Here is a 10886-nt window from a genome sequence, read left to right on the forward strand (position 1 = left end):
GGGTCCCAAGGCCGTCAACCTGTCGGTCGGCTGAGCCGGCTTCGAACCGGCGCTCCCGGGCAGATCGCTCCCTTGAGAGCCTGTGATTTTTGACGACCGTTTTGAATAAACACGTTAAAATCCGTTCAGCCCCCGTTCAGCCACGGTCGCATATTAGTCTTCGGTAAAGCCGGACCGCATCCCCGAAACTGCACGGGCCGGAACGAAGGAGACCGACATGAACCGAATTTTCAAAACCGCCGTCCTGGCCGCTGCCGTGGCCGCCACCACGCTCACGGCCTTGCCCGCCGCCAATGCGCGCGACTGGCGCCGTCATCATGGCCATCATAGCAATGGCGATGCCATTGCCGCGGGCGTGCTCGGCCTCGCGGCCGGGGCGCTGATCGGTGGCGCATTGGCCAATGACCGCCCGCCGCCCGACGCTGACCGCTACTACGATGACGGTTACTACGATCGTGACGTCGTGGTGCGCCCGGCCCCGGTCCGCCGCTATTATGCGGAGCCGCGGGTGGTCTACGCCAATCGTTATGCCGAACCGTGGACGCGTGACTGGTACGAATATTGCTCGGACCGCTACCGCAGCTTCAATTCCCGTACCGGCACGTTCACCGGCAATGACGGCGAACAGCATTTCTGCACTGCCAACTAACCAAGGGCTTCCCTGCCCCAAAACAGAAAAGCGCTGACCGCAAGGCCAGCGCTTTTTTGTTGTGGTCTCTACAATGTCAACGGTCTGCTTGAGGCTGATGAAAAACAGCTACGGTTCCGAGCCTGGTTCAAGTCAAAAAAGGATTGGTCCGCCTCTCCTCGCCAAAACGTCCGCCGGGACCGTGGCCACAGATGAAGCCGATGTCGTCGCCGAGCGGCAGGAGCTTGTCCTTGATCGAAGCGATCAGCGCCGCGTGGTCGCCGCCCGGCAGGTCGGTGCGGCCGACCGAGCCGCGGAACAGCACGTCGCCGACATGGGCGAACTTGGCTGCGCGGTTGTAGTAGACGACGTGACCGGGCGCATGGCCGGGGCAGTGCAGCACCTCGAACACATGGCCGCCGAACGACACGGTCTCGCCTTCGGCCAGGAACCGGTCGGGCACGCAGTTGCGCGCTCCGGCGATGCCGTAGCGCTTGCCCTGGTTTTCCAGATTGTCGAGCAGCGACTTGTCGGCCTCATGCGGACCGATGATCTCGACGCCGAGCGCCTCCTTCAACTCCATTGCACCGCCGGCATGGTCGATGTGGCCATGCGTTATCCAGATAGCTCCGGCTGAGATCGCATTGTCCTTCAGCACCGCCAGTACCTTGTCGATATCGCCGCCCGGATCGACGACGACGCCATGCTTGTCATCCATGTCGAACAGGATGGTGCAATTCTGCTGGAACGGTGTGACCGGCACGATGCCGGCATTGAGCTGACCCATGATCGTCCTTTCGATGTTCACGGGTGATGTAGAGGTGCCGACAAAGGGCGTCCACCCTCGAAAGACGAACAGTCAGTAGCCCCAAAACGGAAATGGGCGGCCGAAGCCGCCCATTTGAAAAGACCGAAACGGCCTGCTTACTTCTTCATGGCGCCCATGACCGCGCCGAGAATGGCGGTCAGGATCGCGCCGCCGCCGGCGCCGCCGACGATGTTCTGCAGGTTCAGCGCGCTGCCGAGACCGCTCGTTGCTGCTGCCGCAGCCGCCGGATCGACCGCACCGCCACCCAGCAGGCTGCCGAGGATCGCCGCACCACCGACGCCGCCAATGGCTCCGCCCAGGATTTTGGGAAGCTGACCCATCGCCGCCGTCTTGAGCGCCGCACCGACCGCCTGACCACCGATGATGCCAGTAATCACCTGTATGATGATCGGAAGAAGCGTGTTCATGTCCATATGATTAGTCCCTCCATAGCTATCAGCCTCCCGGGCCGACACCATCATGAGACGCCGAATTGGACGAAAGTCAAATGCAGAAACGCTGAAATAAAAGGGGCGGCCCGAAAACCGCCCCTACTTCCTAAAAAAGCTGTGGCTTTCGTTATTCTGCGGCGATCGCGTGCTTGGGCTGAACGGCCGCAGAATAGTCATTCATAAGATTCTTGGCTATTTCGCCGACCTCGAATCGGTAAGGCCCGATCTCCGAAACCGGCGTCACTTCCGCTGCCGTCCCGGTCAGGAAGCACTGCTCGAAGCTTTCCAGCTCTTCCGGCAGGATGGCGCGTTCAATTACCTCCAGGCCGCGATCCTTGGCCAGCCCGATGACCGTGCGGCGGGTGATGCCGTCGAGGAAGCAGTCGGGCTTGGGTGTGTGGATCTTGCCGTCCTTGACGAAGAAGATGTTGGCTCCGGTCGCTTCGGCGACCTGGCCACGCCAGTCGAGCATCATGGCGTCGGCATAGCCCTTGGCCTCGGCGGCGTGCTTGGACATGGTGCAGATCATGTAGAGCCCGGCGGCCTTCGACTTGGAAGGCGCGGTGCGCGGGTCGGGCCGGCGCCATTCCGCCACATCGAGACGGATGCCTTTCAGCTTCTGCGCAGGATCGAAATAGCTTGGCCATTGCCAGATGGCGATGGCGCAGTTGATGCGGTTGTTCTGCGCCGAGACGCCCATCTGCTCACTGCCGCGCCAGGCGATCGGCCGGACATAGGCGTCCTGGAAACCCTGCTTCTTGAGAAGCGTGGAAGAGGCGTCGTTGAGCTCGGCCACCGAATAGGGGATCTTGAAACCGAGCAGGCGTGCCGATTCATGCAGGCGCTCGGTGTGTTCGTTGAGCTTGAAGATCTCGCCGCCATAGGCGCGCTCTCCCTCGAAAACAGCGCTGGCGTAATGCAGCCCGTGCGTCAGCACATGGATCTTGGCGTCACCCCATTGGACGAATTCGCCGTTCATCCAGATGAAGCCATCGAGTTGATCGAAGGGAACGGATGCCATGGTAACCTCCCACGGGCGGCAGCCCGGATAGTTGTATCGTTGTGTGTTTCGTGTCGGCCGCCCAAAGCGGCTTTTATGGTGGAGCGTAGGCGGATAATTGCGCTCTGGCAAACTTAGGAAATTCCGGAAAAACCGCCTTCCCTTGCCTTTTCGTTCGCAATCCGCCCAAAAGCTTGTCAAAAATTACCATTGCAGGGAAATTACGTCAATAGTACTGACATAATCTCTCTTTCCCACGGAGAAATAATGACGGATCGAAGCCCAGCCGCCGGAAAACCGATCAGGACCGCAATGTCGGTCGAGGACGGCATCGACTTCGCCATCATCGAGCTGCTCTTCTTTGCCTATCGCGACTTCACCTCCGATCCGGACCAGATCCTGGCCGATTACGGCTTCGGCCGGGCCCACCACCGGGTGCTGCATTTCGTCAACCGCAGGCCGGGCCTGACGGTCGCCGAACTGCTCGACGTGCTGAAGATCACCAAGCAGAGCCTGGCCCGTGTGCTCAAGCAACTGATCGACACCGACCATATCGTGCAGTTGCAAGGTCCGCGCGACCGCCGCCAGCGCGAACTTTATCCGACAGCCAAGGGCCGTGCGCTGGCGCTGGCGCTGGCGCGGCCACAGTCGCGCCGCATCCATGCTGCATTGGGGGATTCCGGAGTAACCGAACGGACCTTGGTGGAACGGTTCCTCGAAGCGATGGTCAATCCGGAACTGAGGGCGCAGATCGACGTTGGGTCCGCAAAAATGTCAGGGAAAAGCCATGGAGAGCACTGAACGGGTCGATCACGCGGCCGCGCCGGACGACGACGCGCCGCATCTGCTTGTCGTCGACGACGACACCCGCATCCGCAATCTTCTCAAGCAATATCTGACCGAAAATGGCTTTCGCGTCACCGTTGCCGGCAATGCCGGCGAAGCCAGGCGCAAGCTTGCCGGCCTCGACTTCGACCTTCTGGTGCTGGACGTCATGATGCCCGGCGAGACGGGGGTCGACCTGACCAAGTCGCTGCGGGCCGAAAAGAACGTACCGATCCTGATGCTCACAGCGCTGTCGGAGACCGACAGCCGCATCTCAGGGCTGGAGGCTGGCGCCGACGACTATCTGCCAAAGCCGTTCGATCCGCGCGAGCTGATCCTGCGCATCAACAACATCCTGCGCCGCGGTGGCCCGGCGACCACGCCCAAGGTCGAGCAGTTGGTCTTCGGCCCCTACACGTTCCAGATCGCCCGGCGCGAATTGAAGCGTGGCGGCGAGGCGTTGAAGCTGACCGATCGCGAGCAGGAGATCCTGGCGATCTTCGCCGCGCGAGCGGGCGAGACGATACCCCGCCACGAGCTTGTCGGCGACGATTCGGAAGTCGGCGAGCGCACCATCGACGTCCAGATCAACCGGCTGCGCCGCAAGATCGAGCGCGATCCGTCCAATCCGGTCTGGCTCCAGACCGTACGCGGTATTGGGTATCGGCTCAGCGTGGAATAGAATGCCGCCTGCGGCCGGCTGAACGGCTGCGGGCAAGCAAAAAGAGCGAATGGCAACCACGGAACTGGAACAGCCGGGCAATGGCGGCTTGAGCGCACGCGCCGCGCGGACGCTGAAGGCGGTGCCGCGCGCCTGGAACCGCTTCTGGCGCCTCGTCTCGCTCTATATGCCCAAGCGGCTCTATGCCCGCTCGCTGATCATCGTCATCGCGCCGATGATCCTGCTGCAATCGGTCGTCGCCTTCGTCTTCATGGAACGTCACTGGGCAACCGTGACGCAGCGCCTGTCGCAGGCCACCGTGCGCGACATCGCCGCCATCATCGACCTGATCGAGACCTATCCGCGCGATGCCGACTACACCAACATCATCCGCATCGCCCAGGACCGCATGCAGCTGAAGGTCGACCTCTTGCCGCCCGACCCACTCCCCGCGCCCGGTCCAAAGCCGTTTTTCTCGATTTTGGATGATGTTCTCTCATCCGAGATCACCCGCCAGATCAACCGCCCGTTCTGGATCGACACGGTCGGCAACTCCAACATCGTCGAGGTGCGCGTGCAGCTCGAGGGCAAGGTGCTGCGCGTCTTCGTGCGCCGCAGCCAGGCCTATGCCTCGAACACCCATATCTTCCTGATCTGGATGGTCGGCACCTCGCTGGTGCTGCTGATGATCGCCATTCCCTTCCTGCGCAACCAGATCCGGCCGATCCTGATGCTTGCCGAAGCCGCCGAAAGCTTTGGCAAGGGCCGGCCGATGCCGCGCGATTTCCGGCCGCGCGGCGCCGAGGAGGTTCGCCGCGCCGGCTTTGCCTTCATGCAGATGCGCGAGCGCATCGAACGCCAGATCGAACAGCGCACCGCCATGCTGACCGGCGTCAGCCATGACCTCAGAACCATCCTCACTCGCTTCAAGCTGCAGCTGGCGCTTTCCGGCGGCAAGGCCGAGACCAAGGCAGCGCTCGACCAGGACATCGACGACATGCAGTCGATGCTCGAAGGCTATCTGTCCTTTGCCCGCGGCGAAGCTTCGGAAGACGCCGGACGGTTCGATCTCGAGGCCTATTTCGAAAAGCTCGACGAGGAAGCCAGGCTGCGCAAGCGTAAGCTGTCGACGACGCTTGCCGGCGATCACGATGTGCATGTGCGGCCCAATGCCTTTGCCCGGCTGATGTCCAACGTCATCGGCAACGCCTTCCGCTATGCCAAGACGGTGGAGGTCAACGCCACCCATGGCCGCGGCTCGCTGCTGGTCACCATCGATGACGATGGTCCGGGCATTCCCGCCGATCGACGCGAAGACGTGTTCAAGCCTTTCGTGCGGCTCGACGAGGCCCGCAACCTCGATGCCAGCGGCACCGGGCTCGGCCTGTCGATCGCCCGCGACATCGCCCGCTCCCATGGCGGAGACATCACTCTTGAAGACAGCCCGCTCGGCGGACTGCGCGCCATCATCAAGGTTCCGGCATAACCGGGCACGATTCCGAAAAGTGGAAACGGCTTCATCCGCCCGTCATGAAACCATGATCAAGAGCGCGCATGAAGCGCGCGACCTCAATTGATTCGGCCTTGCCGCCTCACTTCGACCCCGTACCTGTCCGGGTGCGCTGGAGCGAAGCGAGAGCAGCAGGCTGGTCGCCGTTCCGGCATCGTCTCAAGGCAACCGTCGACCTTTCAAGCAAAGGGCCGCCATGCGCATACTGATGGTCACCGATGCCTGGCGCCCGCAGGTCAACGGCGTCGTCCACACGCTGGAGCGGCTCACCGAGACGCTGAAGTCCTTCGACGTCGCGGTGGATTTCCTGACGCCCAATATCTTTCGCACCCTGCCCTTGCCGACCTATCCCGACATCAGGCTGGCGCTGACCACGCCCGGCCATGTCGCGCGCCTGATCGACGCCGGCAAGGCCGACCACATCCACATCGTCACCGAAGGACCGCTGGGCATCATGGCGCGGCGCTATTGCCGCAATGCCGGCCGTCCATTCACCACCAGCTATCACACGCGCTTTCCCGAATATCTCAGCGCCCGCCTGCCGGTGCCGGAAAGCTGGGCCTATCGCTGGCTGCGCGATTTCCATAATTCCGGCCAGGGCACGCTGGTCGCCACCCAGTCGCTCGCCGACGACCTTTCCGCGCGCGGCTTCACCAAGCTGCGGCCATGGACGCGCGGCGTCGACACCGACCATTTCCGCCCGGACAGGAAGAAGGACCTCGGCTTCCCCGGCCCGATCTTCCTCTGCGTCGGCCGCGTCGCCATCGAAAAGAACCTGGGTGCTTTCCTCGACCTCGACCTGCCCGGCAGCAAGGTGATCGTCGGCGAAGGCCCCGAGCTTGCCAGGCTGAAGGCGAAATATCCGCAAGCGCATTTCCTCGGCCATCGCCCCAACGACGAACTGGCCGAGATCTATGCCTCGGCCGACGTCTTCGTCTTCCCGAGCCGCACCGACACGTTCGGCAACGTCATCATCGAGGCACTGGCCAGCGGCACGCCGGTTGCCGCCTATCCGGTGACCGGGCCGATCGACATTGTCGGCGATGGTTTTGGCGGCGCGGTCTCCAACGATTTGCGCGAGGCCTCACTCGCCGCGCTCAACGTCGACCGTGCCGAAGCCCGCGAACGCGCCATGCGCTACAGCTGGAAGGCCTGTGCGGAAATGTTCCTCGATACGGTCGAGGAAGCACTGGGCACACCGCGAAAGCTGGCGGCCTGATCGTGCTTTTCGTTATCCAAGGGCGAAGCTGACACACCGCCACGAATGACAAAGCGCGGCGACGCACAATCAACCGTTAGTCTGCCACGGCACCTTGTTTCAAAGGGATGTTCGGCATGACGTATTGTGCGACTTCGAAGCCATGACCAAGTCAGAGTGACAACGCAGTTCAGGGCTGCGTAGTCATCCATACTTGAGCCGCGCCGTCATCTCGCCCTCCCAAAGACATGGAGAATCCTTGGCAATTGTCGGCGACTCAAAATTTACCATTTCTACCTACATTGCGGCATGCTCGAAGCAACAGTCAGCAAAAAAATCAACAGTTACACGAGCCATTTCATCAGGCCCGAAGGTACCTTGCTGATAGTTCTGCTGGTGGTGGCTTTCTTGCCCGTACTGCTCGTCGACATACCCGCTATGGCAGACTATCCAAATCATCTCGCAAGAATGTCGATCCTGATGCGCGCCGGTACGCCCGAAGCCCATCCCTACTATGAAGCCGCGTGGGCACCCTACCCTAATCTAGCCATGGATCTCGTCGTCCCGTTCGCTGGGCGCTTGATCGGGATCGAGCTGGCATCAAAGCTTTTCTATCTAGTCTCGCAAATGCTGGTCGTCAGCGGGGCAATGGCCGTCGGAGCGGCCGCACAGGGGCGTGTGATCCTCAGCGGCTTCGTCGCTTCGCTCTTCCTCTACGCCATGCCTTTCGCTTTCGGATTCGTGAATTTTGAATTTGGACTCGGGATCGTTCTTTGGTCCATCGCGGTTTGGATTTGGCTTGCGGAAAGACCTTTGCCGCTGCGCCTTGCGATCCACGCCGTCTTCGTCGTGGTTCTGTATATCTCTCACCTATTTGCCCTCGGCCTGTATGGCATTGTGGTGGGGCTGTACGAACTCTCCCGCTGGCCAGACCATATTGAGAATTGGAAACGCACGATCTTGCTGGTTGCCGGAATGGCTGCTCCGGTCGTCGCAGTTGGCGCCCTGGCGCTCGCCTACGGCGGCAAAGTGGGTGGCGAAGGAACCGAATGGGCCCTGTCGGCGAAATTGTTGGCGCTGGTTCAAGTCAACGGCTTCAGCAGATACACTTCCTCAGCCGTGACCGTGGTGCTGGTCATTCTCAGTTACCTTGCGGTGAAGCACAGGATGGTGGCGGTCTCTCGCGTCGGCTGCTGGATAGGCTTTGGGCTCTTGTGCCTGTTCATTGTCATGCCGTTTCGCGTTGCGGACACGGCCTTTGTCGACGGGCGCGTCCTTCTGGCGCTTGTTCTGATCCTGCCAGCCTTCGTCACGATCAAGCGTCCGCAAGGCTCGCGTGGAACACTTCTCGTCGCGCTGGCGTTTGGCGCCGGGCTTGCAAACAGTGGCATCGCGATCTGGGCCCAATTGTCGTGCCGCGGCGAATATCGTGCCCTTATGACCGCGTTCGACGCCATTCCAATGGGTTCGCGAATCCTTACCGGCCAGAATGGCCTCCCAGACGACCCGCCAACGAATCTGCTCCTTTATCCAATGTACAATGCTGCCGCGTTGGCCGTAGTCACACGCAATGCACTGATGCCAACGCTGTTCACCTATCCGGGAAAACAGCCGGTGAGGCCCCGGCCGGAAGTGGCAAACCTGACCGTACCGCAAGGCGGGCCTATCCCGATGTCTGAGCTGGAGGCCTACGCCGCCGGTGCTTCCCCACCGGTCGAGGCGGCGTATGCAGCGCATTGGACCCGTGACTTTGACTATCTGCTGGTAATCGCGCCGGAGCGCAGCCCGCCACGACACGGCAACCTTGAATTAATCGCCGAAGGCAAACAGTTCAAATTTTACAGAATAAGGAAATTGGTCGACGCGGACAGGAAAAGCGGATGATGTCCGCGCGCGACACTCCTGTCACGACATGGCATGAAATTCATGCTGAAGCATCTGCCGAAAGGATTATCAATCCATCCCGGTTCGCGGGGGATTCCGATCCCCAGTCGAGACCCTAAAACAACCGCCCGCCATCCGGCACCTTACGCTCGATCGCGCCGAGCACCACGGCGCCCTCTTCGTCGGGAAAGCCGAGAGTGAGCACTTCCGACATGAATGGACCGATCTGGCGCGGCGGGAAATTGACCACCGCGAACACCTGCCGGCCGATCAGCGTCTCCGGTGTATAGTATTTGGTGATCTGCGCCGACGATTTCTTGATACCGATGCCGGCGCCGAAATCGATCTTCAGCTTGAACGCGGGCTTGCGCGCCTCGGGAAACGGCTCGGCCTCGACGATCGTGCCGGCGCGGATGTCGACACGATCGAAATCGGCAAAACTGATCTCGGGCTTGCGCTCGGTGTTCGAACTCATCTTGGTCTTGTCTGCCTTAACGGGGACTCAGGCGTTGCCGTAGGTCTCGAACAGCACACCGGCCAGGGCATCCTTGGCCGAGGTTCCCGACCAGACGACGAACTGGAATGCCTGGAAATAGCATTCGCAGGCTTCCAGCGCCGACGACAGCAACACTTCGACCTGCTGGCTCGACGGCTCGACCCCGCCGGCCAGCAGCAGCGACTGGCGGAACATGATCGCGCCCTCCTGCTCCCAGAGGTCGAAATGGCCAAACAGCATCTGCTCGTTGATCAGCGACAAGAGCCGCATCACTTCCAGCGTGCGGGTCTCCGGCACCTTGATATCGAAGGCGCAGGCCAGGTGCAGCGCCTCGAAATCCTCCATCCACGAAAAGGAGACGTGATAGTCGGTCCAGCTTCCGGCAACCGAGATCGAAATCTCGTCGTCGCCGGCCCGCTCGAAGGACCAGTCGTTGTTGTGGGCCACCTGCTCGATAACATCCACCGGATGGATTTCGCGGGAGAATTCGAGTTCGAGAAGTTCCATGGAATGCTTCCTGTCGTTCTGTACGAGCGCCGCCACACGCTCCGCGGGAGGGCACACACAACGAACAATCTTGTCTAGAACTCGGACGGCCAGGACTTTCTTCGCGCAAAGACGACTTCTCGACGCAAAGACCCCAGACCGGACCCCACCGCCCGGTCGCATGATCCTGCTCCGAATCATGCAACAAATTCAGTCTATTGATCGGGAGTCGCGTGAACAGCCCAATTTTTCGCACTGCGTCATTCGCATGTGGAAAGCCGCTGTCACAAAGATTCATGCAATGCCGTTAAGCGATTCACGGCAAAGCGCTTTTCAGGATCGGGCTATGTGGAAAAGTTTAACGATTATTTTTTTGTGCGCGGCTTGGCGGCCGTCGCTGGTGTGGCGTCGCCGGCCAGTTCTGCAAGCTTCGCCTCGAGCGCCTCGATGCGGGCGGCAAGGCGGGTATTCTCTTCCCGCGCTTTGGCGGCCATCTCGCGCGCGGCTTCGAACTCTTCGCGCTGCACCACGTCCATCGTATTGAGAATGCGCTCGGCCTGCCCCTTGAAGGCGGTCTCCACCTCACGGCGCACGCCCTGGGCGGCGCCGGCGGCGTCGGTCATCAGCTTGGCGAATTCATCGAGAATGCGGTTCGGTCCGGTCGACATGGCAAATCCTCGCGCTTGCACAAAATTGACGTAGTGGCGCCGCGCGTCGAATGCAAGCTTGTTGCACCTTGCTGCGGCATCAAGTCGAGTGCGCCCACCTTGCCTTGACCCTGCCAAAACCCTGCCGCATGGTCCGCGCCCAAACACGCTCGCAACCGAGAGTTCCCCGTTGAACGAATATTTCCTGCTGCCGCTGGCCTCCCTGCCCTTCCCCAACATCAACCCGATCCTCATCCAGATCGGGCCGCTGGCGGTGCACTGGTATGGCGT

12 protein-coding genes and 1 pseudogene are annotated in these 10886 nt (G+C 61.2%); 7 read left to right on the forward strand and 6 right to left on the reverse strand.

Annotation, left to right across the window (positions count from 1 at the left end):
- Positions 1-217 precede the first annotated feature (217 nt).
- Positions 218-649 (forward strand): BA14K family protein, encoded by a 432-nt coding sequence (locus EN925_RS08430; RefSeq protein ID WP_127368778.1) that lies wholly within the window; start codon positions 218-220, stop codon positions 647-649.
- Positions 650-776: 127 nt separating this feature from the next.
- On the opposite strand, the gene EN925_RS08435 is transcribed toward EN925_RS08430, so the two are convergent.
- From EN925_RS08435 to EN925_RS08445, 3 genes are all read right to left on the reverse strand, one after another.
- Complete coding sequence (locus EN925_RS08435) at positions 777-1415, reverse strand: MBL fold metallo-hydrolase (protein WP_024505622.1); 639 nt, start codon at positions 1413-1415, stop codon at positions 777-779.
- Positions 1416-1552: 137 nt separating this feature from the next.
- On the reverse strand, positions 1553-1870 hold the full coding sequence (locus EN925_RS08440) for a hypothetical protein (RefSeq protein WP_013530017.1): 318 nt from the start codon (positions 1868-1870) through the stop codon (positions 1553-1555).
- Between the two features lie 145 nt (positions 1871-2015).
- Positions 2016-2909: a branched-chain amino acid aminotransferase gene (locus EN925_RS08445; RefSeq protein ID WP_013530016.1), complete on the reverse strand. Its 894-nt coding sequence runs from the start codon at positions 2907-2909 to the stop codon at positions 2016-2018.
- 246 nt (positions 2910-3155) lie between these two features.
- Here EN925_RS08445 and EN925_RS08450 point away from each other — a divergent pair, with 246 nt between their 5' ends.
- From EN925_RS08450 to EN925_RS08470, 5 genes are all read left to right on the forward strand, one after another.
- Positions 3156-3689 carry a MarR family transcriptional regulator gene (locus EN925_RS08450; RefSeq protein WP_024505623.1) on the forward strand — a complete coding sequence of 178 codons (534 nt, stop codon included), beginning with the start codon at positions 3156-3158 and terminating at the stop codon, positions 3687-3689.
- The gene (locus EN925_RS08455; protein ID WP_013530014.1) at positions 3676-4395 is read left to right on the forward strand and encodes a response regulator transcription factor; all 720 of its coding nucleotides are present in this window, start codon (positions 3676-3678) and stop codon (positions 4393-4395) included. Before EN925_RS08450 ends, EN925_RS08455 begins: the two co-directional genes overlap by 14 nt.
- Before the next feature lie 49 nt (positions 4396-4444).
- A complete protein-coding gene (locus EN925_RS08460; protein ID WP_013530013.1) occupies positions 4445-5860 on the forward strand; it encodes an ATP-binding protein in 1416 nt (471 codons plus the stop codon).
- 220 nt (positions 5861-6080) lie between these two features.
- Positions 6081-7103, forward strand: coding sequence for a glycosyltransferase family 1 protein (locus tag EN925_RS08465; RefSeq protein ID WP_027162148.1), 1023 nt, complete (start codon positions 6081-6083; stop codon positions 7101-7103).
- 288 nt (positions 7104-7391) lie between these two features.
- Positions 7392-8966 (forward strand): hypothetical protein, encoded by a 1575-nt coding sequence (locus EN925_RS08470; protein ID WP_127369482.1) that lies wholly within the window; start codon positions 7392-7394, stop codon positions 8964-8966.
- A 115-nt stretch (positions 8967-9081) separates the two neighbouring features.
- Here EN925_RS08470 and EN925_RS08475 read toward each other — a convergent pair whose 3' ends face one another.
- The 3 genes from EN925_RS08475 to EN925_RS08485 all read right to left on the reverse strand — a co-directional run bounded on the left by EN925_RS08475 (position 9082) and on the right by EN925_RS08485 (position 10616).
- Entirely contained in the window at positions 9082-9441 is a 360-nt protein-coding gene (locus EN925_RS08475) for a tRNA-binding protein (protein WP_013530010.1), read from the reverse strand.
- A gap of 27 nt (positions 9442-9468) precedes the next feature.
- Positions 9469-9969: a YbjN domain-containing protein gene (locus tag EN925_RS08480; protein WP_013530009.1), complete on the reverse strand. Its 501-nt coding sequence runs from the start codon at positions 9967-9969 to the stop codon at positions 9469-9471.
- Positions 9970-10313: 344 nt separating this feature from the next.
- Positions 10314-10616 (reverse strand): accessory factor UbiK family protein, encoded by a 303-nt coding sequence (locus EN925_RS08485; RefSeq protein ID WP_013530008.1) that lies wholly within the window; start codon positions 10614-10616, stop codon positions 10314-10316.
- Between the two features lie 169 nt (positions 10617-10785).
- Here EN925_RS08485 and EN925_RS08490 point away from each other — a divergent pair.
- Positions 10786-10886: pseudogene (locus EN925_RS08490) on the forward strand (prolipoprotein diacylglyceryl transferase); the annotation flags it as partial.

It is taken from the genome of Mesorhizobium sp. M7A.F.Ca.US.006.04.2.1 (assembly GCF_004022915.1).
Classification (GTDB): Bacteria; Pseudomonadota; Alphaproteobacteria; order Rhizobiales; family Rhizobiaceae; genus Mesorhizobium; species Mesorhizobium ciceri.

Excerpts from the sequence above, each read along its gene's own strand:
- EN925_RS08440 (WP_013530017.1), bottom strand. The coding sequence starts at position 1,870 with ATGGACATGAACACGCTTCTTCCGATCATCATACAGGTGATTACTGGC.
- EN925_RS08470 (WP_127369482.1), top strand. The coding sequence starts at position 7,392 with ATGCTCGAAGCAACAGTCAGCAAAAAAATCAACAGTTACACGAGCCAT.
- EN925_RS08475 (WP_013530010.1), bottom strand. The coding sequence starts at position 9,441 with ATGAGTTCGAACACCGAGCGCAAGCCCGAGATCAGTTTTGCCGATTTC.
- EN925_RS08480 (WP_013530009.1), bottom strand. The coding sequence starts at position 9,969 with ATGGAACTTCTCGAACTCGAATTCTCCCGCGAAATCCATCCGGTGGAT.
- EN925_RS08485 (WP_013530008.1), bottom strand. The coding sequence starts at position 10,616 with ATGTCGACCGGACCGAACCGCATTCTCGATGAATTCGCCAAGCTGATG.
- EN925_RS08460 (WP_013530013.1), top strand. The coding sequence starts at position 4,445 with ATGGCAACCACGGAACTGGAACAGCCGGGCAATGGCGGCTTGAGCGCA.
- EN925_RS08430 (WP_127368778.1), top strand. The coding sequence starts at position 218 with ATGAACCGAATTTTCAAAACCGCCGTCCTGGCCGCTGCCGTGGCCGCC.
- EN925_RS08455 (WP_013530014.1), top strand. The coding sequence starts at position 3,676 with ATGGAGAGCACTGAACGGGTCGATCACGCGGCCGCGCCGGACGACGAC.
- EN925_RS08445 (WP_013530016.1), bottom strand. The coding sequence starts at position 2,909 with ATGGCATCCGTTCCCTTCGATCAACTCGATGGCTTCATCTGGATGAAC.
- EN925_RS08435 (WP_024505622.1), bottom strand. The coding sequence starts at position 1,415 with ATGGGTCAGCTCAATGCCGGCATCGTGCCGGTCACACCGTTCCAGCAG.
- EN925_RS08465 (WP_027162148.1), top strand. The coding sequence starts at position 6,081 with ATGCGCATACTGATGGTCACCGATGCCTGGCGCCCGCAGGTCAACGGC.
- EN925_RS08450 (WP_024505623.1), top strand. The coding sequence starts at position 3,156 with ATGACGGATCGAAGCCCAGCCGCCGGAAAACCGATCAGGACCGCAATG.